21 protein-coding genes and 2 pseudogenes are annotated in these 23,344 nt (G+C 66.8%); 8 read left to right on the forward strand and 15 right to left on the reverse strand.

The window, feature by feature from the left end; all coding sequences use genetic code 11:
- Positions 1-2 precede the first annotated feature (2 nt).
- The 4 genes and pseudogenes from purQ to BN972_RS26680 form a co-directional block, all read right to left on the reverse strand.
- On the reverse strand, positions 3-677 hold the full coding sequence (gene purQ / locus BN972_RS26665) for a phosphoribosylformylglycinamidine synthase subunit PurQ (protein ID WP_036365471.1): 675 nt from the start codon (positions 675-677) through the stop codon (positions 3-5).
- A complete protein-coding gene (gene purS / locus BN972_RS26670; RefSeq protein WP_036365473.1) occupies positions 674-913 on the reverse strand; it encodes a phosphoribosylformylglycinamidine synthase subunit PurS in 240 nt (79 codons plus the stop codon). Before purS ends, purQ begins: the two co-directional genes overlap by 4 nt.
- A gap of 93 nt (positions 914-1,006) precedes the next feature.
- Positions 1,007-1,771 carry an LLM class flavin-dependent oxidoreductase gene (locus BN972_RS26675; protein ID WP_036365477.1) on the reverse strand — a complete coding sequence of 255 codons (765 nt, stop codon included), beginning with the start codon at positions 1,769-1,771 and terminating at the stop codon, positions 1,007-1,009.
- Between the two features lie 39 nt (positions 1,772-1,810).
- Positions 1,811-2,538, reverse strand: a pseudogene (locus tag BN972_RS26680) (ATPase).
- Between BN972_RS26680 and BN972_RS26685 the strand changes: the two are divergent.
- Entirely contained in the window at positions 2,515-3,153 is a 639-nt protein-coding gene (locus BN972_RS26685; RefSeq protein WP_036365480.1) for an MBL fold metallo-hydrolase, read from the forward strand. The pseudogene BN972_RS26680 and the gene BN972_RS26685 overlap by 24 nt on opposite strands.
- Positions 3,154-3,273: 120 nt before the next feature.
- Here the strand turns inward: BN972_RS26685 and BN972_RS26690 are convergent, their stop codons facing one another.
- Positions 3,274-3,978, reverse strand: coding sequence for a DUF2334 domain-containing protein (locus tag BN972_RS26690; protein ID WP_036365483.1), 705 nt, complete (start codon positions 3,976-3,978; stop codon positions 3,274-3,276).
- Between the two features lie 102 nt (positions 3,979-4,080).
- Here BN972_RS26690 and BN972_RS26695 point away from each other — a divergent pair, with 102 nt between their 5' ends.
- Positions 4,081-5,658, forward strand: coding sequence for a DHA2 family efflux MFS transporter permease subunit (locus BN972_RS26695; protein ID WP_036365486.1), 1,578 nt, complete (start codon positions 4,081-4,083; stop codon positions 5,656-5,658).
- On the opposite strand, the gene BN972_RS26700 is transcribed toward BN972_RS26695, so the two are convergent.
- Positions 5,655-6,218 carry a TetR/AcrR family transcriptional regulator gene (locus BN972_RS26700; RefSeq protein WP_036365488.1) on the reverse strand — a complete coding sequence of 188 codons (564 nt, stop codon included), beginning with the start codon at positions 6,216-6,218 and terminating at the stop codon, positions 5,655-5,657. The genes BN972_RS26695 and BN972_RS26700 overlap by 4 nt on opposite strands.
- A gap of 92 nt (positions 6,219-6,310) precedes the next feature.
- Here BN972_RS26700 and BN972_RS26705 point away from each other — a divergent pair, with 92 nt between their 5' ends.
- Together BN972_RS26705 and BN972_RS26715 are read left to right on the forward strand one after the other, a co-directional pair.
- Entirely contained in the window at positions 6,311-6,751 is a 441-nt protein-coding gene (locus BN972_RS26705) for a DoxX family protein (RefSeq protein ID WP_036365491.1), read from the forward strand.
- 348 nt (positions 6,752-7,099) lie between these two features.
- A complete protein-coding gene (locus tag BN972_RS26715) occupies positions 7,100-7,831 on the forward strand; it encodes a GAF and ANTAR domain-containing protein (protein ID WP_051545819.1) in 732 nt (243 codons plus the stop codon).
- Here BN972_RS26715 and BN972_RS26720 read toward each other — a convergent pair.
- Both BN972_RS26720 and BN972_RS26725 read right to left on the reverse strand, forming a co-directional pair.
- On the reverse strand, positions 7,828-9,936 hold the full coding sequence (locus BN972_RS26720; protein ID WP_036365497.1) for a S9 family peptidase: 2,109 nt from the start codon (positions 9,934-9,936) through the stop codon (positions 7,828-7,830). The two genes, BN972_RS26715 and BN972_RS26720, sit on opposite strands and share 4 nt — an antisense overlap.
- Positions 9,933-10,825 (reverse strand): annotated as a pseudogene (locus tag BN972_RS26725) (phosphoribosylaminoimidazolesuccinocarboxamide synthase). Before BN972_RS26725 ends, BN972_RS26720 begins: the two are co-directional and overlap by 4 nt.
- A gap of 60 nt (positions 10,826-10,885) precedes the next feature.
- On the opposite strand from BN972_RS26725, the gene BN972_RS26730 reads away from it, so the two are divergent.
- Entirely contained in the window at positions 10,886-11,503 is a 618-nt protein-coding gene (locus BN972_RS26730; protein WP_036365499.1) for a hypothetical protein, read from the forward strand.
- A 13-nt stretch (positions 11,504-11,516) separates the two neighbouring features.
- On the opposite strand, the gene BN972_RS31060 is transcribed toward BN972_RS26730, so the two are convergent.
- Genes BN972_RS31060 through BN972_RS26755 form a run of 5 tightly spaced genes read right to left on the reverse strand, consistent with a single transcriptional unit; the run spans position 11,517 to position 18,182 of the window.
- Positions 11,517-13,751, reverse strand: coding sequence for a serine/threonine-protein kinase (locus BN972_RS31060; protein WP_051545820.1), 2,235 nt, complete (start codon positions 13,749-13,751; stop codon positions 11,517-11,519).
- 59 nt (positions 13,752-13,810) lie between these two features.
- Positions 13,811-14,791, reverse strand: coding sequence for a tellurite resistance/C4-dicarboxylate transporter family protein (locus BN972_RS26740; protein ID WP_036365502.1), 981 nt, complete (start codon positions 14,789-14,791; stop codon positions 13,811-13,813).
- Positions 14,791-16,035 (reverse strand): cytochrome P450, encoded by a 1,245-nt coding sequence (locus tag BN972_RS26745; protein ID WP_036365506.1) that lies wholly within the window; start codon positions 16,033-16,035, stop codon positions 14,791-14,793. Before BN972_RS26745 ends, BN972_RS26740 begins: the two co-directional genes overlap by 1 nt.
- Complete coding sequence (purB, locus tag BN972_RS26750) at positions 16,032-17,450, reverse strand: adenylosuccinate lyase (protein ID WP_036365509.1); 1,419 nt, start codon at positions 17,448-17,450, stop codon at positions 16,032-16,034. Before purB ends, BN972_RS26745 begins: the two co-directional genes overlap by 4 nt.
- A gap of 57 nt (positions 17,451-17,507) precedes the next feature.
- The gene (locus BN972_RS26755; protein WP_099051225.1) at positions 17,508-18,182 is read right to left on the reverse strand and encodes a TetR/AcrR family transcriptional regulator; all 675 of its coding nucleotides are present in this window, start codon (positions 18,180-18,182) and stop codon (positions 17,508-17,510) included.
- Positions 18,183-18,237: 55 nt separating this feature from the next.
- Here BN972_RS26755 and BN972_RS26760 point away from each other — a divergent pair, with 55 nt between their 5' ends.
- Positions 18,238-19,146 (forward strand): alpha/beta hydrolase-fold protein, encoded by a 909-nt coding sequence (locus BN972_RS26760; RefSeq protein WP_036365511.1) that lies wholly within the window; start codon positions 18,238-18,240, stop codon positions 19,144-19,146.
- Between the two features lie 28 nt (positions 19,147-19,174).
- On the forward strand, positions 19,175-20,758 hold the full coding sequence (gene ggt / locus BN972_RS26765) for a gamma-glutamyltransferase (RefSeq protein ID WP_036365516.1): 1,584 nt from the start codon (positions 19,175-19,177) through the stop codon (positions 20,756-20,758).
- Here the strand turns inward: ggt and purD are convergent.
- Positions 20,755-22,023, reverse strand: coding sequence for a phosphoribosylamine--glycine ligase (gene purD, locus BN972_RS26770; protein ID WP_036365518.1), 1,269 nt, complete (start codon positions 22,021-22,023; stop codon positions 20,755-20,757). The two genes, ggt and purD, sit on opposite strands and share 4 nt — an antisense overlap.
- Before the next feature lie 25 nt (positions 22,024-22,048).
- Positions 22,049-22,456, reverse strand: a complete 408-nt coding sequence (locus BN972_RS26775) for a MarR family winged helix-turn-helix transcriptional regulator (RefSeq protein ID WP_235192592.1) — start codon at positions 22,454-22,456, stop codon at positions 22,049-22,051.
- An 83-nt stretch (positions 22,457-22,539) separates the two neighbouring features.
- On the opposite strand from BN972_RS26775, the gene BN972_RS26780 reads away from it, so the two are divergent.
- Positions 22,540-23,344: aldo/keto reductase (locus BN972_RS26780; RefSeq protein ID WP_036365521.1), on the forward strand; the 805-nt coding region annotated here is incomplete at its 3' end.

Below are 23,344 nucleotides of genomic sequence, written 5' to 3' on the forward strand. Positions count from 1 at the left end.
GCTCAGGCGGCCAGCACGGCGTCCAGCGCCGAGTAGAAAAGGCCCAGACCGTCGTCGGAAGGACCGGTCAACGCTTCGATGGCGTGTTCGGGGTGGGGCATCAGGCCGACCACGCGACCGTTGGCCGAGCTGATGCCTGCGATGTCGTGCAGCGAACCGTTAAGGTTGTCGTGATAGCGGAACACCACCCGTCCGTCGCCTTCGAGCTGTCCGAGCACCTGCTTGGGCGCCACGTAACGCCCTTCACCGGACTTCAGCGGTATCAGCACGTCGGCGTCGGCCTCGAAGCGCGACGTCCATGCCGTCGAGGTCGACGACACGCGCAGCCACACGTCGCGACAAATGAAGTGCAGCCCGGCGTTGCGGGTCAGCGCGCCGGGCAGCAGACCCGCTTCACAGAGCACCTGGAAGCCGTTGCAGATGCCCAGCACCGGCATGCCGCGACCGGCGGCCGCGACCACCTCGCTCATCACCGGAGCAAACCTGGCGATCGCACCCGCGCGCAGGTAATCGCCGTAGGAGAAGCCGCCGGGCACGACCACGGCGTCGACGCTCTTGAGGTCGCTGTCCGCGTGCCACAGGCTGACTGCCTCCGCGCCGACCTTTCGCGCCGCACGTGCGGCGTCCACGTCGTCGAGGGTGCCGGGAAAGGTGATGATGCCGATTCGGGTGGTCACTGCGGATCCCTGCTGATGGTCCAGTCTTCGATCACGGTGTTCGCCAACAGCGATTCCGCGATCTCGGCCAGCGCGGTGTCGTCGATCGAATCGTCGACCTCCAACTCGAAGCGCTTGCCCTGGCGAACGTCTGATATTCCGGCATGACCCAGCCGTCCGAGGGCGCCGACGATCGCCTGACCCTGCGGGTCAAGGATCTCGGCTTTGGGCATCACATGCACGACCACCCGGGCCACCGCGCTCCTCCTCAGATTTTTCACCCCGCCCGGCGACAACGAGCCGGGCAACGGGTCCGCGCCAACTCTACCGGCCATCGATGGCCGCGCGAGTTAACCGGACGACCCGGCGACCAGGATCAGTCCGTCGCCGCCGAGGGCGGTGATACGGCGGTGTGCCGGACCGTCGGGATCAAGCGCGGCCTCGCTGAGGGTCGTCCAGGCGTTCAGCGTCAGAGGGGTGCCGGCGCGGCCGGACTGGGCCCGGGCCGCGCGGGCCGCCTCGAAGAACTCCCCGATCCTGGGATGGTCGAGGGCGACGTTGACCGCGTCGCAGCGCTGGCCGGCGATTCTGGCCAATGCGGCGCTGTTGACGCCCAGCAACAGCGGCGGCGGCGGGGACGGCAACGGAAAACCCGCCCATTTGTCCTCGCGGTGCGGGTCCCACTGGGCCTCACACAGGTCGAGCACGTCGATCAGGTTCCGGTGCCGCAACTGCATGGAGCCCGCCAGCGGGATGCCGAGCAGGTCGTGTTCCCGGGCCCACGGACTACCGGGCGCGGCGCCCGCACCCAGCCCGAACACAAAGCGTCCGCCGCTGATCTCCTGTAGTGAGGCGGCGGCAGCGACCGTCACTCCGGCGGGACGGTTGGCGACGTTCACCACCAGGGTGCCGATGCCGATCGAAGAGGTGGCGCCGGCCAGCGCCCCGGCCAGCGTGAAGCACTCCAGCATCCGGGTGCCCGACAGCATCGCGCCCGACAGGTGGTCGAAAACCCACGCCCTGCCGAAACCGTCGGCTTCGGCTCGCAACACCTCGTCGCGCAGCTGCGGCCACGGGTGGGTGGCCGCGCTGTACAGCACGTCAACCGTGATCATGTACGCCCCGCTCCGCAAAAGCGTTGCGCCAGTAGCTCATTACGGACATGAGGCGATGTATGCCTCACACAGCGGCGCGGTCATGGCGTCAAGTATGGCGACGTCGGAGAGCACCGGCCACGGCACCTGCGGGGGTCCGGACGACCACAGCGTGAGTTCGCTGATGGTGCTGCTGGCCAAGTGCGCGATCAGATAGGTGTGCACGATGACCGGTCCGCTGATGACGGCGGCCATTCGAGTCGGTTCGTCATCGGTGATCGAGGGCGACTGGTCGGGGGCCCCACTTGGCAGGCACGCAGCGCCGCCACCGCGGCACCGAACACCGAACTGGCGAGCGCGCCGCCGCGGGCGGTGTCCCCGCGCCAGTGCAGGATCTGGGCTTGCAGCTGCCACTGCCCGTCCCCATGTCCCACCACCGCGCGTCCTGCGACCGCGGAATCGCGGCTGTCCTGCGGCGCCGCCGGGGTGGCGCAGACCTGCTCGAACCTGAACGGCCGTGCCGTCCTGATCAGCGGCAGCGCCGCGCCGGCGAGGTCCGGCCACCCGTACACCGCATTCAGCGGGACCGACGCCCGCTGGATCCATGCGCTGTCCGGGATCTGGTCGCACACCGGCGGGCAGGTCTCCGGCTCCGTCCATGCGGGTGTCGGCGCGATCAGTGCGATCGCGAAGCTACCGGCGACCATCAATGTCACCACTAACACCCGCATCCGCACGGCCCCCATCAGGGCACAATCGTAGACATGCAACTGACGCATTTCGGGCATTCCTGCCTACTCGCCGAGTTCGGCGATACCAAGATCCTTTTCGACCCGGGCAGCTTCGCCCACGGCTTCGAGGGGATCACAGGCCTGTCCGCCATCCTTGTGACCCATCAGCACCCCGACCACGTCGACGTATCGCGGCTGCCGGCGCTCCTCGAGGGCAACCCGGGCGCGACGCTGTACGCCGACGCCCAAACCACCGAACAGCTCGGCGAGCCGTGCCAGGTGGTGCACGTCGGCGACGAACTGTCCGTCGGCTCGCTGACCATCCGGGCCATCGGCGGACAGCATGCCGTCATACACCCGGAAATCTCTGTGATAGAGAATATTTCGTACCTGGTGGGCGACGGCGAACACCCCGCCAGGCTGATGCATCCCGGCGACGCGTTGTTCGTGCCCGACGAGCCGGTGGACGTGTTGGCCGCCCCCGCGTCGGCGCCCTGGATGAAGATCTCCGAGGCGGTCGACTATTTGCGTGCGGTGGCGCCCGCTCGGGCGGTGCCCATCCATCAGGGCATCATCGCCCCCGACGCCCGCGGCATCTACTACGGCCGGCTCAGTGAGATGACCGACACCGACTTCCGGGTGCTGCCCGAGGAGGACGGCGTCACCTTCTAGAGGGCTCAGTCCCCCCGCGAGGAGACGCTAAAGCCCCTGACACGCCGTGCAATTGAAGGCTTTCGCGTCTGCTCGGCACGGTTTGGCGCCAGCTTGCCAAAGGGATGGCTTGCGGGGGCGTTACGCGGCGTCGAGCACCGCCTTGTTGGACCGCCAGTTATATACGGTCGGTGTGCACCGCTGCAGTAAGGCTAGGTCTACGGCGTCCAGCATGGCTTGCCGCGGACCGGATTTGCGCAGATGCCGGGCGGCCACCGCGATCCGGACCACACCCGAGCGTCGGGCGATGCGGTCGGCCGACATCACCACCATTCGGCACCACCACGGCTCGGCGAGGAATCCCTCACCGATGCCTAGCACGCGGGCCCGCACCGTGGTGTGGCGGACCAGATCGGTTATTCCGTAGGCGTCGGCGAGCAGCCGAAAACCGTTCTTGGGCAAGGCTTTGACCACGCCCGGCGACACCAGCCAACCCGGGGCCGCGAACAGGCGGGTACGCAGGCCCAGATGCTCGAGCACCCGGTCGGCGGCCATCAATCGCAGGTTCGCCTCGTGCGCGTGCAGCGTCGCGAATTCCCCCCGGCGCTTCTTGGTGGCCGCTTCGTCGTAGCCGTGCAACACCAGCGCATCGCCGCCGCCACGCCGGGCGGTGAGCCAGTCAACCGTCTGCGAGTCGCGGTCGAGGCGATAGCCATCGCCCAGCCGCGGTGCCACCAGTAGCGAGACGGGCACCGAACGGGCATCCATCTGCGCGCAGAAATCGCTCACGTCGGGAAGAGTGTGCTCCCCGATCCCCGAAACCGACACGATCAGTTTTCCAGACACGCATGTAGTTTGCCGATCTCAGATGTCGGGACGGTGACAGACACTTGGCCGGGAGACGTCAACGAGCGGTCCCTGCGTCACTGGCCAGCGGGTTGTCTAGCTATGCTCAGCAACGCCATGAGAAAGGCAATTTCCGCGCCGGCCGATGCGGCGGCGGCCACCGTAACGGACTATCCCGACACGCTCGACGCCCCGACGCTTCGCATCGCCGGGGTATGCATTCTTGCCTCGGTGATGATGGCGCTGGACACCACGGTCGTCAGCGTCGCGCAGCGCACCTTCATCGCCCAGTTCTCGTCGACGCAGGCCGTGGTGGGCTGGACGATGACGGGGTACACGCTCGCGCTGGCCACCGTCATCCCGATTGCCGGGTGGGCGGCGGACCGCTATGGCACCAAACGGTTATGGATGGGTTCGGTGCTGGCGTTCATGGCGGGTTCGCTGCTGTGCGCAGTGGCGCCGACCATATTGCTGCTCAACGTCTTCCGGGCGGTGCAAGGGATGTGCGGCGGCATGCTGATGCCGCTCGGATTCATGATCCTGACCAGGGTGGCGGGGCCGAAGCGGCTGGGCCGGCTGATGTCGGTGCTGGGCATCCCGATGCTGCTCGGGCCGATCGGCGGGCCGATCGTGGGTGGCTGGCTGATCAGCGCCTACAGCTGGCCGTGGATCTTCCTGATCAACCTGCCCATCGGATTGTGCGCGTTCCTGCTCGCGCTGGTGGTGTTCCCGAAAGACGAACCAGCACCATCGGAGACGTTCGACGTCGTCGGGGTGCTGCTGCTCTCGCCCGGGCTGGCGACTTTCCTGTTCGGAGTGTCATCGATCCCGGGTCGCGGCACGCTCAACGACCGCGTCGTGCTGATACCGGTGACCATCGGCCTGATCTTGATCGTTGCGTTCGTCGTACATGCCTGGCGCCGCGCGGATCACCCGCTCATCGACCTGCGCTTGTTCAAGAACCCGGTGGTCACCCACGCCAATGTGACGGCCTTCCTGTTCGCGGTAGCGTTTTTCGGCTCCGCGCTGCTGCTGCCCAGCTACCTGCAACAGGTCTGGCACCAGACGCCGATGCAGTCTGGGGTGCACCTGATCCCACAGGGGCTCGGCGCCATGCTGACCATGCCGTGGGCCGGCCGGTTCATGGACCGCAAGGGCCCCGGGAAGAGCGTTCTGCTGGGCATCGCGCTGATCGCGGTCGGGCTGGGCATCTTCACCGTCGGGGTGGCCCGACAATCCGGCTACTTCCCGACGCTGCTGATCGGACTGGCCGTCATGGGGCTGGGCACGGGGTGCACCATGATGCCGCTGTCCGGAGCGTCGGTCCAGGCACTGGGGCCGCACCAGCTCGCCCGCGGCTCCACGTTGATCAGCGTCAACCTGCAGGTCGGCGGCTCGATCGGCACCGCACTCATGTCGATGGTGCTGACCAGCCAGTTCAACCGCAGCGAGACCATTTCCGCCGCGAATCAGCTGGCACGCCTGGAACAGGACGCGGCCCGGCGCGGGGTGCCCGTTGATCCGTCGGCGATACCCCAGCGAGCCCTGGATCCCGGCTTCGCCGCCAGTCTTGCGCACGACCTGTCACACGCCTACACGCTGATCCTGGCCATCGCCGTGGTGCTGGTGACCGCCACGCTTGTGCCGGCCGCGTTCCTGCCCAAGACTCCAGCCGGTTAGCCCTCGAAGAGCATCGTCGCGATCCGCAAGACGGTGTTCATCGGGTCGGCCTCCTTCAGGCCCGCGTTCACCGCATCGTTGAGCCAGAGCATCGAAAAGCCATGTACCAGTGACCAAGCCGCCAGCTCTGCGCCGGCCGGATCCGCGCGTGCGCCGCGGTCCTGCAACGTCGCCACGCCCCGGGACAGCTCGGCGGCCGCGGCGGCCTCGGCCTCGATCAGGTCGGGATCGCTCGCGTGCACCAGCGATTTGTCGAACATGACGCGGTAGTGGCCGGGATGTGAGAGCGCAAAGCGCACATAGGCCAGGGCCGCATCGGTGAACCGCGGCCTCGCGTTTCGAAGCACCGCCGCCAGCTGCCGGAATCCCTGAGCCGCGAGCGCGGTGAATAGGCCCCTGCGGTCGGTGAAGTGATGGGCGGGCGCGGCGTGCGAGACACCGGCCTCCCGCGCCAGCTCACGAAGCGACACCCGATCCGCGCCGCGCTCGGCGACCAGCCGCGCGGCCTCGCTCAGGATCGCGCTGCGCAAGTCGCCGTGGTGATAAGTGGGACGAGTCATCGGGACACCTTAACCCGCAAACTTGACAGTGACTAGATCGACGCTTTACCCTCAAGCGTATCTAGTCACTGTCAAGATTGGAGGGAGGGACCATGGCTCCACTGATCGCGCTTGTGCTGACGAGCATCGTTTCCCGCCTCGCCGGGTGGTGGGGGGTTGGTTACCTCGACAACTGGGCGGGCGCTTGCGCCGTCGGCCTGGCGGCAATGTTCCTGCTCACCGGGGTGGCACACTTTGCACCGCCACTGCGACGCGATCTTGTCGCGATTGTTCCGCCGACACTGCCGGCACCTGGGCTGCTGGTCACCGTTACTGGCGTGCTGGAAATCGCGGGGGCGGCGGGGTTGTTGCTGCCGGGCACTAGGGTTGCCGCGGCACTCGGCCTGTTGGTGCTGATGCTGACGATGTTTCCGGCCAACATCTACGCCGCGCGGATGCCAAACCCGCCGAAGTCGATGACGACCCGACTGTCGGTCCGCAGCCTCGAGGAGGTTGTCTTCCTGGCGGCCGCGGCGCTCGTGGCGGCGGGCTGAGCAGCACCGCCGACCTTGGCACCCTCAGATTCGGAGCCGTAACGTTACATTTATGGTGACGAGTGTGTTGAGCTGTGCTGTGTGCGCGGGCCAATTCAACGGCCGTACTGATGCCATCTATTGTTCCTCGGCTTGCCGGCAGAAGGCATATCGCCTGCGCAACCCTCGCGGCCGCATGCGGCGCGCCGAGGTAAAAGCCTTGGTCCTGCGCGCCTCGGTCGCGCAGCGCCGAGCCCGTGAACTCTGCCAGGAGGCGGCAGAGTCACGGCACAAGCTCAACGCTGCGGTCCTGCAGTTGGCGAGGACACGACGGGAGCTGGCGACCAACACGCAGTTAGAGGTCACTCAATGACCGCAGAGAACGCCCGCCAACCCTGCGATTCGACGGCTACCGGCGGGAACCTTGCCGGTCTTTCCGGCGTCCTGGAGGCCATCCACTCGGCCAAACCCGCCGACCTACCGAAGGCCTTGGATCAGTTGACCATCGCCGCTGCGACGTCGGTGCCCGGCGCCCAGTACGCCGGCATCACCGTGACCAGCCGGCAGAATCACGTGGGGACACCGTCGGTGAGCCACCGCTACCCCGAACTGCTCGACGAGATCCAGAAGCGCCATCTGCAGGGGCCTTGCCTGCAGGCGGCCTGGAATCGCGAGACGGTGATCGTCGAGGACCTCGAAACCGATGACCGGTGGCCCCGGTATCGCGATGAGGCTCTGGCCCAGACGCCGATCCGCAGTGTCGTGTCATTACCGATGTTCGCCGACAAGCTGCTCATGGGAGCGCTCAACATCTTCGCCGAGGCCTCGCACGTGTTCGACGAGAAGTCGCTCGATGCCGCCCGGACGTTCGCCGTGCTCGGCGCCCTGGCCTGGAGCAATGTGGTGCGCAAGCAACAGTTCGATTCGGCACTGTCTTCCCGCGACGTCATCGGCCAGGCCAAGGGAATCCTGATGGAGCGGTACGGCGTCGACGACGAGGCCGCATTCGCCATGCTGGTGAAGATCTCGCAGGATTCCCAGCTGCGGTTGCGCGAGGTAGGCCGGCGCTTGGCTGAGTCCGAAAAACACAGCGACGACTAGTCTTTGTGGGCACCGGCGGTCTCGAGCAGCCACGAGTACTGGAATGCGGTTTCCTTCCAACGCTCGTAGCGACCGCTGATGCCGCCGTGTCCGGCGTTCATCTGGGTCTTCAGCATCACCGGATTACCGTCGGTGTTCGCATGCCTTAAGGCCGCAACCCATTTGGCCGGCTCGACGTAGTACACCCGGGTGTCGTTCAGCGACGTCATTGCCAGGATTGCCGGGTACTTCTGGCCGGTGACGTTCTCATACGGCGAATAGGACTTCATGTATGCGTAGACGTCGCTGTCGGCCAGCGGGTTGCCCCATTCGTCCCACTCGGTCACGGTCAGCGGCAGGGAAGGATCGAGGATGGTGGTCAACGGGTCGACAAACGGCACCTGCGCCAGGACTCCGGCGAACAGTTCCGGCGCCATGTTGGCCACCGCGCCCACCAGCAGGCCACCGGCACTGCCACCGAGGGCCACCAGCTGAGCGGGGCTGGTCAATCCGGTATCGACCAGATGCCTTGCCACAGAGATGAAGTCGGTGAACGAGTTCTTCTTCTCCAGCAGCTTGCCGTGCTCGTACCACAGCCGGCCCATCTCACCGCCACCACGGACATGGGCGATGACGAACACCATGCCCCGGTCCAGCAGCGACAGCCGCGCGATCGAGAACCGTGGGTCTTCGCAGATCTCGTAGGCGCCGTATCCGTACATCATTGCCGGAGCCGGGAATTCGATACCCGCCTTGTGCACGATCGATATCGGTATTCGTGCACCGTCTTCCGCGTGCGCCCAGTCGCGGCGTTCGACATAGTCCTCACGCCGGTATCCACCCAGCACCGGCTGCTCTTTCAGCAGCGTGCGCTCACCGCTGACCAGGTCGAGGTCATAAATCCGCACCGGGGTAACGAAGGATCCCGCACCCACCCGCAATTTGGGTGAGGCCCAGTTCGGATTCCCCCCCAGACCGGCCGACATCAGCTCGGAGTCGAATGCGATCTCCTGCGGCTCCTCGTAACCTCCGTCAGAGTCAAACGGCCACAATTGAATACGCGGCAACGCCTCGCGCCGATAACTGACCACCAGGTGGCCCGCGAACGCGTCCACACCATCGAGCCGGACATCGTCGCGATGGGGAATCAGTACGCGCTGCCGCGTGGGCTCGCCGACCGGGACCTCGACCAGGGTGAAGTTCACGGCCCCGTCGTTGTGCAGGATCAGGAATCGTTCCTGACCGCCGTGCACCGCGTGTTCCACCGAGTACTCGACCCCTTCCCGACGGGGCAGCACGACGGTGAACTCAGCGTCGGGATCGGTGGCATCGGCGTAACGGACCTCTGAGGTGATCGAGGATCCCGCCGCGATGAACACATAAGCATTGCTGCGGGTGCGCCCCACCCCAAGCCAGAACCGCTCGTCCGGTTCGTGATACACCCGCTCGGACGGCCCACCCGAGCCCAGTCGGTAGCGCCAGATCGTGTCGGGCCGCCACGCTTCATCGACGGTGCTGTAGTAGACGGTGCGGTTGTCGGCCGCCCAGGTGGCTCCTGCCCCGATGCCGACGATCTCGTCGGGATATCGCTCACCGGTACGTAAGTCTTTGAACCGCAGGGTGTATCGTTCGTCGCCCAGCACGTCGACGGAATAAGCGAGCAGATTGGCGTCGAGACTGATGCTGGCGGCACCCAAGGCGAAGAAGTCGTGGCCATCGGCTTCGATGTTCTCGTCGAGTAGCACCTGCTCACCGGGAATCTCGGTGTGCTCGTCGAATTGGGGTGGGTGCCAGTCGTCGGGATCGGCGACCGGGCAGCGGCAATGCACCCCGTACTGCTTTCCTTCGAAGGTGCGGGCGTAATACCACCAGTCGCCCCGCCGGGTTGGCACCGACAGGTCGGTCTCCTTGGTCCGCGCCTTGATTTCGTCGAAGATCTTCTGGCGCAACGGCTCCAGGTGGGCGGTTAGGCGGTCGGCGTAGTCGTTTTCGGCTTCGAGGTAGGAGATGACTTCGGGATTGTCCTTCTCGCGCAGCCACTCGTAGGGGTCGATGAACACATCGCCGTGGTGCTCCCGCCGTGTTTCCACCCGCTTGGCCTGGGGCGGCTCGAGCTTGTCGGTCATGCGCCGGGTCCGATCCAGTCGCCGAAGCTCAGGCCCGAAATACGTTCGTAGGCCTCGATGTAGCGCGCGCGCGTCGCCTCGACGATGTCGGCGGGCAGCGGCGGCGGCGGCTCACTACCGTGCCGATCCCAGCCCGACGCCGGACTGGTCAGCCAGTTCCGTACGAACTGCTTGTCGAAGCTGGTCTGCACCACGCCCGGCCGGTATTCGTCCGCCGGCCAATACCGCGACGAGTCCGGAGTGAAGATCTCGTCGGCCAGCACGAGCTGACCGGTGCGGTCGGTGCCGAACTCGAACTTGGTGTCGGCGATGATGATTCCTTTTCTCAGGGCGTGGTCGGCGGCCTGTACATAGATTTGCAGGGTGCGGTCGCGCAGCTCGTTGGCGGGCACCGCCCCGACCAATTCGATCACCCGGTCAAACGAGATGTTTTCGTCGTGGTCGCCGAGTTCGGCTTTGGTTGCCGGGGTGAACAGTGGTTCGGTGAACTTGCTGGCCTCGACCAGCCCGGGCGGCAGCGGAATACCGCAGACCTTCCCGGTCGCCTGGTAGTCCAGCAGTCCCGAACCGGTCAGGTAGCCGCGGCCACGCATTCCACCGGGAGCATGTCCAGCCGTTGCACGACCAGGGCGCGACCGAGCACCTCGTCCGGGATACGCGGATCGTCGGGTGCTCCGGCCAGGTGGTTGGGGGCATCGACGAGGCCGAAGAAGAACACGCTCATGGCGGTGAGGATGCGGCCCTTGTCCGGGATGGTGCTGTCCAAGATGTAGTCGTACGCCGAGATCCGGTCGGTGGCGACCAGCAGCAGGTGTTCGTCGTCGACGCGGTATATCTCGCGGACTTTGCCGCTGGCCAGATGCCGGTAATCGGACAATGCGGGTCGCATCGCGACAGCCTATCGGGCAAGCCGACACCATTCGGCCGGTAGCTGTGCTGGTATCGGTGTATGACGCGGTTCCTGCCATATTCGACCCGACCCGTACGCCTGTTCGGCCAGCTGATGAGCGACATCACCATCTCGTTATGGACGGTGATCTGGGTGTTCGTCGGCCTTGCGGTGCACGATGCCATCGCCACGATCGCCGAAGCGGGGCGGCAAGTGGAAACGGGCTCGAAAGGAGTGGCGGGCAACCTGGCGTCGGCGGGGCACAGCGCGGGCAACATCCCGCTGCTCGGGGACGCCCTCAGCAAACCGCTGAATGCGGCCAGCGATGCGGCATTGGACATTGCCGGCGCCGGACACAGTCTGGATACCACAGCGACCTGGCTGGCGTGGGTGCTGGGACTCGCGGTTGCGTTGCCGCCGATTCTCGCGGTGACCGTGCCCTGGTTGTTGCTGAGGCTGCGGTTCTTCCGGCGCAAGCTGACCGTGACGGCATTGGCCAAGACCGCGGCCGGTCAACAACTGCTGGCGCTACGCGCCCTGGCCAACCGATCGCCCGCGAAACTCGCTGCCGTCAGCGCCGATCCGGTGGGCGGATGGCGCTACGAGGATCCGCACGTCATCCGGGCACTGGCCGCACTGGAACTGCGGGCGGCCGGAATCAGGTTGCGCACGGACTGAGTCGCCGGACGGGTCAAGCGCTGTTCACCAGCATGGCGTACTGGGCGGCTGCGCGCTGGCGGACGTCGTTCTCCTCGTTGCTAGACACCGTTGCGACGTACCGCCCGAAGCCGACGAAGCAGGCAAAGCGCGCATTGGCGTTGTCGGCCACGATCTCCTTCTTCTGCTCATAGCAACGGGCATCCGGGAGCTCGGTGGGCGCCGGCACGTCGTGGTCGATGAACTCTTCGCGTTCGGCGTCGACCAGTTTGGGCAGAATCGCCTTTGCGGCCGATTCGTCCTTGGCGCGCAACAACACCGCGTCGACGCCGAACGCACACCGGTCGATGCCGGCCTCGTCGAACAACCCCTCCCGCTGGGCCTGGCTGTCCGCGCAGAAGGACGCCGCGTGCGGACCCATGCTTCCGAAAGTCGGCGATAGCTTCGGCTGGTCGCCCGCCACGAACAACCGGCTGAGCATGCGGTCGGGGTCGAGTTGGGCGGTGGTGAGGCTGGCGTTGTTGATCGGGATCAGCTTGCTCAGCAGCGGCTGTTCGATGTCCAGGGTGCGTTGGATGCGCTGGGTCAGGTAGGACACGTCCGGGTGTGCGTCGCTGCGAACGGCGATGGACACCACGACCCGGCCCGAGGCCATGGTGGCCCCGACCGACGGCGACCCGGGCCGATAGTGGGCTTTGGCCTGGGGGTAGCCGGGGATCTTGGTGGTCCGGTTGTCGGGATTGACCGCAAAGTCGACAGAATCCATCTCGGTGGCGGCCCGCGCCGCGGAGTCGTCGTTCGGGAAGCTGCTGAGCAGGATCAGCAGCACGTCACCGGAGGGCTCACGGGCGAAGTCGTTGATGCGTTTGGAAACCCCCTCGACGAAATACCCGGAGATCATGCCGTACTTTTCCAGCACCGGCTGGGTCAGTGGGGTCCCGGTGCCCGAGATCGTCGTGGCGGCCGTCTGCGGCTCCGGGGTGGCACTGCCGTAGACGTGGTCCAGGACGGGGTCGACGGCGTAGGGATTCGCGACGCCCTCGGCCAGGCGGTACGCCTCGAGGAACCGGCCGTCCTCCACGGTGGTGGGGCCTGGCAGTGGGCGCGGCTTCGTACCGTAGTGTCCGACATCCAATTTGGTTATATCGACCGCGTTCTTCGGTGCCGGACCGCTCCCGCTGCTCAGTTGCCAGATGGCCAGCCCGGCCGCCACGGCAACGACGAGGACGACGGCCGCCGCTATGAGAATCCAGCGGTTGCGGCTGCTGCTCTTCGGCAGGCCCTGTGGCGCAGGGTAATTCGTGGGCCCGTGCGGCGGATAGCCGTATGGGGCGGGTGGGGGTTGCCACTGCGGCACAGGTGGTTGCTGCACCGGTCGCTCCGGCATGGCCGGTGCCGGAGCGGCGGGGATCGTGAAGGCGGCGGTGGTGTTGCCCATACCAGCAAGAGCTACTTCGGCGGCCCGGGCGAACTCCCCACTGGTGGCGTAGCGCTGGGCTGGGTCCTTCGCCATGCCCCGGGCGATCACGTCGTCCAGCGCCGGCGGCAGTCCCAGGCGTGCGCTGAGGCGCGGCGGGGCCTCGCTCAGATGGGCACCGACCAGACTGGCGGTGTCGCCGACGAAAGGTGGTGCGCCCGTGAGGGCTTCGACCAGCACGCAGGCCAACGCGTAGGTGTCGGCACGCGGAGTCACCTGGCTCTCGTCGCCCCTGAACCGTTCCGGAGCCATGTACGTCCAGGTTCCCAGCACGTCGCCCATCTGCGTCAGCTTGATCTCGGTGGCCGAGTTGGCGATCCCGAAGTCCACGAGATACGCGAAATCGTCCGGACTGATGAGTATGTTCGCCGGCTTGACGTCGCGGTGCAGCACACCTACGGCATGCGCGGCATCCAACGCCGACGCGATCTGGCGCACGATCGACACCGCTTTCACCGGGGGCAGAGGTCCTGACTGCCGCAGCACGGCGTCCAGGTCGGTGGCGTTGATCAGTCGCATGTCGACGAAGAGTTGACCGTCTATCTCCCCGGCCGCGTGCACCGGCACCACATGGGGATCCTGCAGCCGCCCGGCGATCCTGGCTTCGCGTTGCAAGCGCTGCCGGTAAGCCGGATCCCGCGCGTACGGACCGGAGATGAGCTTCAGGGCCACAACCCGGTCCATGACGGTGTCCTGGGCCTCGTACACGGTGCCCATCCCGCCGCTACCGATCTTGCGCCGCAACAAATACGGCCCCAGTTGCGTGCCGATCTCGGGCTGTGTCTCACTCATCGCCGCACTCCTGTGGCCGAGTAATCATTCATGCGCGGACGCCGTAGCGGAAATCCTAACTAGCCAGGACCGCCGAGCGCGCGTCCCCGCCGCATTAGCCCTACAGCGGCGACCATCAGCCACGCCGTCAAGGCGACCCAGAAGAACAGCACCGACACCGTGCTCAGCGCCGGTCGGCCCAGTTCGACGGCGGAGGCGGCGGTCGCCGCGGAATACATGCCGAGCGGGAACACCATGGCCCACCACACTCCGGCGAAGCGCAGCAGGGCGGGCCTGCGCCGGATCCGCCGCAGGCCGAAATAGATCAGGGGCGGTATCCACAACGTCGCCATCAGCCACGTCAGCACGGTCACCAGCCGCACCACCGGTGCCAGCGACCCGGGCGCCAGGGCATGGATGCCGTCACCGGCAAGCGTCGCAATTGCCAAACCGCCCATCAGGATCCAGGAATCCGGTTCGAAACCATCCCGGTCTTGCCGTTGGGCAATCGCCCGCCACACGATCAGCGTGGTCATCAACCCGTATACGCCCAGGCCGATCACCCACACCGGAATTGCCAGCGCGAGACACCAGCGCTGTCCGGTGTGTCGAACCACCTGGGTGGCCACGATCGCCAGGCCGCAGGTGCCGACGCTGCCCAGTTCCCAGGCGCCGTGGGCGCGATCCCGCAGTGCCGTCCAGGTGCGGGCCATCATGTTGCGGGTGGTGAGCGCGGCCAGCAGCAGCCAGGCAACCAGCGCCGTCGTCCCGAGCAACATCACCACCGGGTGAATGTTCGCCAGCCGACTGTCCAGGACCGCACACGCGGCGACGAAGGTGAACAGCCGCAGGGTCACGTCCGGGTCCGAAGGGTCCCAGGCCGGCCGGGTCACCGCAACCAGCAGCACCAGCGCCACGAAGCCCAGGGTGGCCAGCACGCCAAAGATTTCACTGATCCGGGTGTAGTGATGGAGTTGCGCGGCGATGGACAGGATTCCCGTCGCCATCACCACGGCGAATACGTCCGGTGACGGCTCGATACGGCCGACCTGGGACGCCACTAACCCTCGTGAAGTTCCACGACCAGGTGGCGGATACCGGTGTGGCGATTGCTACGGGTCCATTCGACGGGTTCGACCAGCCGCACACCGGCGAACCGCGACAACAGCTCCTCGTACAGCACGCGCAGCTCCAGCCGGGCCAGGTTGGCACCCAGGCAGTAATGTACTCCCTGGCCAAATCCCAAGTGAGGATTGGGCTTTCGAACGATATCGAACTCGTCGGCGTGATCGAACACGTCGGCGTCGCGGTTGGCGGAGCCTTCCCAGATCTGTACCTTCTGCCCCGCTATGATCTGCTGTCCACCGAGCCGGACGTCGCGGGTGGCCGTTCGGCGCTTGGACGGCGAGGGCGAGGTCCACCGGATGATCTCTTCCACCGCCGTCGGCAGCAGGTCGAAATTCTCTCGCAGCACGCGCATTTGGCCGGGGTGGTCGGCGAGGGCCAGCAGCCCTCCCGCTACGGCATTGCGCGTCGTCTCGGCGCCGGCGCTGAACAGCAGGCTGAAGAAGAGATACACCTCGAGATCGGACAGTGCCGGCCCGTCCGCCTCGTCAAGCAACGCGTTGGCCACGACGGACAACATGTCGTCGGTCGGCTCGGCGCGTTTGGCGGCAATCAACTCCTGGCCGTAGGTGTACATCCGCGAACCGGCCTCTTCGACGGACAGCTGCGACAGCGCAGCTTTGCGCGAGCCGCCGAAATCGAATTGCGGCTCGATGGCCTCGAACAGCCAATGTCGTTCGGATTCAGGCACTCCGAGAAGTATGCAGATCATCTGCATCGGCAGTTCGGCGGCCACGTCGACCAGGAAGTCGAAGGGCTCGCCGGGCACCACCGCATCCAGCAGCCGGCGCGCCCGCGTCCGCAGGTCGTCCTCGACGCGGCGGATCATGCGCGGCGTCAGACCGGAACTCACCAACCGCCGGATCTGCGAATGACGGGGGTCATCCATCATGTTGAGCACCTGGCCCGCGATGGCCAGGTCCTGCAGCAGGGTGCCACCAAACGGTCGATCGCCGCCGGTGACCGACGAATACGTCGCCGGATCACGAAGCACCTCAAGGGTTTCCCGGTATGTCGCCACCGACCAGAACCCCTCACCGTCGGGCGTGTTGTCGGTGGGCGCGTGCCAGTAGACGGGCGCCTCGCGGCGATGCACGGCGAACAGGTCATGCGGAAACCCGTGGGCGAAGTTGTCCAGGTCGGTGAAATCGATGTCGGCCAGGGCACCGGCGAGCGTCACAAGATCGCCCCCGGTGTGTATTTCGCCGCCTCTGGATAGCGGCCCACCAACTCGCTGACCAGCCCGGCGACTTCGTCGACCTGATCCCCGGCGGCGCCGGTGAATGCCTTTTTGTCGGCCAGTGCGGCATCGAGCGCCGCGCGGTCCAGCGGCAGCCGCGGATCGGCGGCCAACCGGTCCAGCAGATCGGGCTCGGCGCCACGCTCCCGCATCGCCAGGGCGGTGGCTACCGCGTGCTCGCGGATCACGTGATGCGCCGACTCCCGCCCCATCCCGGCACGCACCGCCGCGATCAACACCTTGGTGGTGGCCAGGAACGGCAGATAGCGGTCCAGCTCACGCTGGATAACCGCCGGATAGGCGCCGAATTCGTCGAGTACCGTCAGGAACGTCTCGATCTGCCCGTCGATGGCAAAGAAGCTGTCCGGCAACGCAACCCGTCGGACCACCGAGCAGAAGACGTCGCCCTCGTTCCACTGGGCGCCGGCCAACTCGGCTGCCATCGAGGCATAGCCGCGCAGCACCACCTGCAGGCCGTTGACCCGCTCGCAGCTCCGGGTGTTCATCTTGTGCGGCATCGCCGAGGAACCGACCTGTCCCGCGGCGAACCCCTCGGTGACCAGCTCATGCCCGGCCATCAAGCGGATGGTGTGCGCCAGCGACGAGGGACCGGCTCCCAGTTGCACCAGCGCGGAGACCACGTCGTGGTCCAGGGAACGCGGATAGACCTGTCCGACGCTGTGCAACACCGTTGCGAAACCAAGGAAGTCGGCGACCTGCTGCTCGAGGTCGGCAAGTTTGACCGTGTTCCCGTCGAGCAGATCCAGCATGTCCTGGGCCGTGCCCATCGGGCCCTTGATACCCCGCAGCGGGTAGCGATCGATCAGCTCGCGCAGCCTGGTCAGCGCGATCAGCGTCTCCTGCGCGGCGGAGGCGAATCGCTTGCCCAGCGTGGTCGCCTGGGCGGCGACGTTGTGGCTGCGACCCGCCATCACCAGATCCCGGTAGGCCACCGCGCGCTCGGCCAGCCGCGCCACCACCGCCACCCCGTGGGAGAAGACCAGCTCCAAGGATCGCCGTATCTGCAACTGCTCCACATTCTCGGTGAGGTCGCGGCTGGTCATCCCCTTGTGCACATGCTCGTGGCCGGCGAGTGCGTTGAATTCCTCGATGCGCGCCTTGACGTCGTGGCGCAGCACCCGCTCCCGGGCCGCGATCGAAGCCAGATCCACGTCGTCCAGGACGCGCTCGTAATCGGCGATCGCCGCGGCGGGAACATCGATGCCGAGTCGGGCCTGGGCCCGCAACACTGCGAGCCACAACCGCCGCTCCGCGACCACCTTGGCCTCGGGGGACCAGATGGCGACCATCTCGGCACTGGCGTAGCGCCCGGCCAACACATTCGGAATGCTCACTTGGCCATCACGAACACACAGCTTAGGCCCTGATAAACGACGAGAAACGACGTACGGCTATTCGGCGACCGGCAGCATCGTCAGGCCGTCATCGTCTGCCGGCGAGCCAACGATCCGCACCGTCGGCGAATCGACCGGCGCGAGCACGTCGATCAGGTCGATCACCGTCGACAGCGCGGCCGCGCGCGGGTCGCGCCCCTCGACCAGGGCCGATACCACCGACCCGTCGACGGCGCAGATCAATGTGCAGACCAACTCGATCTGCACCGACCGTCCGGACCGTTCAATGGCCTCGGCTACCGCCTCCGCCCGCTGGCGCAAACTGCGCCGCATGCTCTCGCGCAATGCGGGCAGGCGCGTGCAGGCGATATGGCGCTCGTACCGCGAAATAAGCTGCTCTGCGAGCCCGGGCCCCGATACGTCCCCCACCAGCAGGTCAACCAGTACCTCAGCGGTGGTCTCGGGTCCACGACGCCGTCGCGACAGACCATTGACCCGGGCCCGGAGCTGGGCCACCTCGATCATGCCGATGTGTTCGACCGCCCGCGCGATCAGGTCATCGAGTGAAGAGAAGTAATAGGTGGTTGACGCCAGAGGCAGGCCGGCCCGCCGGGCCACAGCCCGGTGGCGCACCGCTTCGAACCCGCCCTCGCCGAGCAGCTCGGCGGCAGCGCTAACCAGCGCATACCGCCTGCGTTCCCCCTTTGGAGTAACTGCTGCCGTCACACCCACCCATGCTGCCAGTCAAAGTGGTACGGCGTTGCCATTTTCGTGAAACGGACATGGCATGATGGCGCGCATGCCAGAGATCAGCCGTCGCGCCGCGTTGGGCCTCGGTGCCGCCGCAACCTGCGGCGCGATCGGCGCTTATGCGTTCGACGTGCTGTTTCAGGCTCGCCCGTCGGCGGCTGCGCCGGCACTGACTGGGACAAACGTTCCATTGGCGCCACCACGACCGCTCGATCCGGCCCCGCCCGCGCAGGCCGCCCCGACGATGGTGACGGGCTCGTTCGCGTCGGCCGCACGGGGCGGGATTCAGACGAATTGGGCGATCGCGCGACCGCCAGGACAGAGCAAGCCGCTGCGCGCGGTGATCGCCCTGCACGGTAAGGGTAACGACGCATCCAGTGTGATGGCCGGGGGCGTCGAGCAGGGTCTGGCGCAGGCCGTCAACGCCGGGTTGCCGCCATTTGCGGTGGTAGCAGTCGATGGCGGCGGCGGTTACTGGCACAAGCGGGCGTCGGGAGAGGACTCCGGCGCGATGGTGCTCAACGAGCTGATTCCGATCATGGACAGCCACGGCCTGGACACTTCGCGGGTGGCCTTCCTCGGCTGGTCGATGGGCGGCTACGGGGCGCTGCTGCTCGGCGGCCGGCTTGGCCCCGGGCGCACCGCGGCGATCTGCGCGGTGAGCCCCGCGCTGTGGACGTCACCGGGTGCCGCCGCCCCGGGTGCGTTCGACGGTCCCGACGACTACGCCGCCAACTCGGTGTGGGGGATGCCCGCCCTGGCCTCGATCCCGATCCGGATCGACTGTGGCGACAGCGACCCGTTCTACTCCGCCACCAAGCAGTACATCGCGCAACTGCCCAATCCGCCGGCGGGCGGATTCTCGCCGGGCGGCCACAACGGCGAGTTCTGGAGCTCGCAACTACCCGCCGAGTTGACCTGGATCGCTCCGCTGCTGACGGCGTGACTGGGACGGCGGCGCTACGCTCGCGGTCGTGAGCGCGCCGTTCGACTGGGACCTGCCGTACGCCTGGCCACGCACCCCGATCCTGGCCGCCAACGCGGTGTGCACGTCGCAGCCGCTGGCAGCGCAGGCCGGGTTGCGGGCGCTGGCCGACGGCGGGAACGCGGTCGACGCGGCGGTCGCCACCGCCATTGCCCTGACGGTGGTCGAACCGGTGTCCAACGGCATCGGGTCGGACGCCTTCGCCATCGTCTGGGACGGCCGAGGGCTGCACGGCCTCAACGCATCCGGCCGCTCCCCCGCCGCGTGGACCCCGGACTATTTCGGCGACGCCGGTGTTCCTGCTTTCGGCTGGAACTCTGTGACGGTGCCGGGTGCGGTGTCGGCGTGGTCCGAATTGCACCACCGGTTCGGGAAATTGCCGTTCGAGCGGCTGTTCCTCCCCGCAATCGACTACGCCCGCAACGGATTCCTGGTCTCGCCGAAGGTCGCCGCACAATGGGCCGCCCAGGTCCCGGTCTTCGTCGGCCAACCGGGCTTTGCCGAGACGTTCCTGCCCGGCGGGCACGCACCTCATCCGGGTCAGCTGTGCACCCTGGTCGACCACGCGACCACCCTGGAGCGGATCGCGTCTACCGGCGGGGAGGCGTTCTACCGCGGCGAGTTGGCGGAGCAGCTGGAGGCACACGCCGTCGCGCACGGTGGGGCGATGCGGGCCGAGGACCTCGCCGCCCACCGCGCCGACTGGGTCGACACGCTCAGCGGAAACTACCGCGGCTACACCGTTCACGAGATACCGCCGAACGGGCAGGGCATCGTGGCGCTGATGGCGCTGGGCATCCTCGAGCACTTCGATATGTCCTCGTGGCCAGTCGATTCCGCCGACAGCGTGCATGTGCAGATCGAGGCGCTGAAGTTGGCTTTCGCCGACGCGCAGGCCCACGTGGGTGACATCGAGCACATGACGGTCCGTGCCGAGCACCTGCTGGACCGGACCTACCTGCAGCAGCGCGCGGCACTGATCGACTTGCGTCGGGCGCGGCCGGTATCGGCCGGAACGCCCACGGGCGGCACCGTGTATCTGACCGCCGCCGACGCGGCGGGGATGATGGTGTCGATGATCCAGTCGAACTACATGGGTTTTGGCTCGGGCGTGGTAGTGCCGGGCACCGGGATCGCTCTACAGAACCGCGGCGCCGATTTCGTTGTGACACAGGGCCACCCGAACCGGGTCGGACCCAACAAACGCCCGTTCCACACGATCATCCCGGGCTTCGTGACCAAGGACGGCGCCCCGGTGATGAGCTTCGGTGTGATGGGCGGTCCCATGCAGCCGCAGGGCCACGTGCAGGTACTGGTGCGCATCGCCGACTACGGCCAGAACCCGCAGGCGGCATGCGACGGACCGCGGTTCCGCTGGGTGCACGGCATGCAGGTCAGTTGCGAGCGGGGGTTCCCGCCGGCCACGCTCGACGAGTTGCGTGAGCGCGGACACGAGCTGCTTACGGTGGACGACTACAACGCGTTCGGGAGCTGTCAGGCCATCTGGCGGCTCGATGACGGGTACCTCGCGGTGAGCGATCCCCGCCGGGACGGGCAGGCCGCGGCCTTCTAGACGGTGATCTTCCCCTCGGCCGCGCGCTGACCGATGTCGGTCCGAAAGTGGCTGCCGGGCAACCGGATCGAGTCGAGGATCTGGTATGCCCGTTGGCGCGCTGCGGACAGGTCGGCCCCGGTCCCCACTACCGACAGCACCCGCCCGCCGGAGGAGACTATTGCACCGTCGTCGCGCCGGGCCGTACCGGCGTGCAGCACACCGTCGGCCTCCGAACCGCTGATGACATCGCCGACCCGCGGCCGTCCGGGATAGTTCTCGGCCGCCAGCACCACCGTGACGGCGGCGCCCTCGCGCCATTGCAGCGGCCCGAAGTCGGCCAGCGTGCCGGTGCTGGCGGCGTAAAGCAATTGGCCCAGCGGCGAATTCAGCAGCGCCAGCACGGCCTGAGTTTCCGGATCGCCGAAGCGGCAGTTGAATTCGACCACCGCAGCACCGTTCGAGGTGATGGCCAGGCCGGCATAGAGCAGCCCGCTGAATGGGCTGCCGCGCCGAACCAGCTCGGCGGCAACGGGTTCCACAATCCGGCTGACGATGTCGCGGTAGACGTCGTCGGGTAACCACGGCACCGGGGCGTAGGCGCCCATTCCACCGGTGTTCGGGCCGGCGTCGCCGTCGCCGACGCGTTTGAAATCCTGCGCGGCCAGCAGCGGCACCACCGTCGGGCCGTCGACCACACAGAACAGGGACACTTCGGGACCGTCGAGGAAGGACTCCAGCAGCACGGGGTGCCCCGCTTCGAGCAGCCCGGCCGCGTGCGATCGCGCGGCATCCCGGTCCGGTGTTACCACGACGCCCTTTCCGGCGGCCAGCGAATCGTCCTTGACCACCCATGCCGGGTCACCGGCCGGTGGCCCGAAGCGATCCAGCGCGGCATCCAAATGCCCCGGATTGTCGACGATTTCGCTGGACGCGGTGCGGACGCCGGCCGCGGCCATAACCTCCTTGGCGAACGCTTTGGAGCCTTCGATGCGGGCCGCGTCCTTGCCGGGGCCGAAGCATGCGATGCCCGCAGCGCGCACGGCATCGGCCACTCCGAGCACCAGCGGCACTTCGGGCCCGATGACCACCAGGTCGGCCTCCACCTTGCGGGCCAGCGCGACGACCTCGGCACTGGAGGTGATGTCGACGTGGTGCTGCTCGGCCAGCCGGTGAGTACCCGCATTTCCCGGTGCCACGATCAGGCCCGTGACCTGCGGATCTCTGCTCAGTGCCAGCAGCAGGGCATGTTCACGGGCACCGGAGCCGATCACCAGGACGCGCACGACACGTCAGACTAGCCGCAACGCCTCAGAGAATCTTTTCGAGCAGGTTCTTGAGCTCGTTGCGCTGCGCGGCGCTAATGCGTTCCAGGCGCTTGTCGAACTCGCGGGCCAGCAGCGCAAGGCCGTCGGCGGTGGCGCGGCGGCCTGAGTCGGTGAGCAGCAGCCGGTGGCGCCGCAGGTCGGCGGGATCGATCTCGCGCCGCACGAATCCCGCCGCCTCGAGTCGCTTCAGGTACAGCGTGACCGTCGGCTTGGGCATGGTCAGCGTCGCGGCCAGCTCGGCGGGATAGGGATGTTCGTCGACCTCGGCCAGCAGGAACAGCTCCTTGGCCTCCAGACCGAGCGCACCGATGTCGGCCTGGACGCTGGCGATGACCGACGACAGCACCCGGTAGTTCAGCGACCAGATCTTGGCCGCGTCGATCTCAGACACTCGACTTGCCAGATCGTTCAGGCATGAACTAGTTTATTAATGAACAAACGCATAACCGAACAATCTACCAGAAAGCGGCGATCATGCCTCTGGATCACTATGTGACACTCGGACGCTCCGGCCTACGCGTCAGCCCCCTGTGCCTGGGCGCTATGACATTCGGCGAGGACCTCGGTTGGGGCACCAGCGTGGAAGAGTCCCAACAGATCATCGACCGGTACCTCGAGCTCGGCGGCAACTTCATCGACACCGCCAACTTCTACACCCGCAGCCATTCCGAGAAAATCATCGGCGACCACATCGGCCGCCACCCGGACCGGCGCGACCGCACCGTGATCGCGACCAAGTTCAGCGGCAACCTGTACCCGGGCGATCCCAACGGCGGGGGCTCGGGCCGCAAGGCGTTGATCAATGCCTGCGAAAACTCGCTGCGCCGTTTGCAAACCGACTACATCGACCTGTACTGGCTGCATCTCTGGGACCGGAACACTCCGATCGAGGAGACGATGGCCGCCCTCGACGACCTGGTGCGGGCGGGCAAGGTTCGCTACATCGGTGTGTCCGACACCCCGGCGTGGAAGATCGTCGAAGCCAACATGATTGCGCGTTTCCGCGGCTGGTCGGCCTTTGTTGGACTGCAGATCGAGTACTCGTTGCTGGAGCGCACGGTCGAGCAGGAACTGGTACCGATGGCGAGCGAATTCGGCCTGGGCATCACTCCGTGGTCACCGCTGAAGAGCGGCGTGCTCAGCGGCAAGTACACCCGAAACAACGCCGGCCAGCAGCAGTCCGGGCGCGGCGCGCTGGTCAGTGAATTCCTCAACGAGCAGACCTACGCACTGATCGACGAGCTCGAGCTCATCGCCAAGGCGCACGAGACCAATGTCG

Source organism: Mycobacterium asiaticum DSM 44297 (genome assembly GCF_000613245.1).
GTDB lineage: Bacteria > Actinomycetota > Actinomycetes > Mycobacteriales > Mycobacteriaceae > Mycobacterium > Mycobacterium asiaticum.

What these genes read in the sequence shown, in the direction of transcription:
- BN972_RS26685 (WP_036365480.1), top strand. Translation starts at nt 2,515, where the DNA reads ATGCAACTGACGCATTTCGGGCATTCCTGCCTACTCGCCGAGTTCGGC.
- BN972_RS26760 (WP_036365511.1), top strand. Translation starts at nt 18,238, where the DNA reads ATGATGGCGCGCATGCCAGAGATCAGCCGTCGCGCCGCGTTGGGCCTC.
- BN972_RS26730 (WP_036365499.1), top strand. Translation starts at nt 10,886, where the DNA reads ATGACGCGGTTCCTGCCATATTCGACCCGACCCGTACGCCTGTTCGGC.
- BN972_RS26720 (WP_036365497.1), bottom strand. Translation starts at nt 9,936, where the DNA reads ATGACCGACAAGCTCGAGCCGCCCCAGGCCAAGCGGGTGGAAACACGG.
- BN972_RS26675 (WP_036365477.1), bottom strand. Translation starts at nt 1,771, where the DNA reads ATGATCACGGTTGACGTGCTGTACAGCGCGGCCACCCACCCGTGGCCG.
- BN972_RS26700 (WP_036365488.1), bottom strand. Translation starts at nt 6,218, where the DNA reads ATGACTCGTCCCACTTATCACCACGGCGACTTGCGCAGCGCGATCCTG.
- BN972_RS26715 (WP_051545819.1), top strand. Translation starts at nt 7,100, where the DNA reads ATGACCGCAGAGAACGCCCGCCAACCCTGCGATTCGACGGCTACCGGC.
- BN972_RS26695 (WP_036365486.1), top strand. Translation starts at nt 4,081, where the DNA reads ATGCTCAGCAACGCCATGAGAAAGGCAATTTCCGCGCCGGCCGATGCG.
- BN972_RS31060 (WP_051545820.1), bottom strand. Translation starts at nt 13,751, where the DNA reads ATGAGTGAGACACAGCCCGAGATCGGCACGCAACTGGGGCCGTATTTG.
- BN972_RS26705 (WP_036365491.1), top strand. Translation starts at nt 6,311, where the DNA reads ATGGCTCCACTGATCGCGCTTGTGCTGACGAGCATCGTTTCCCGCCTC.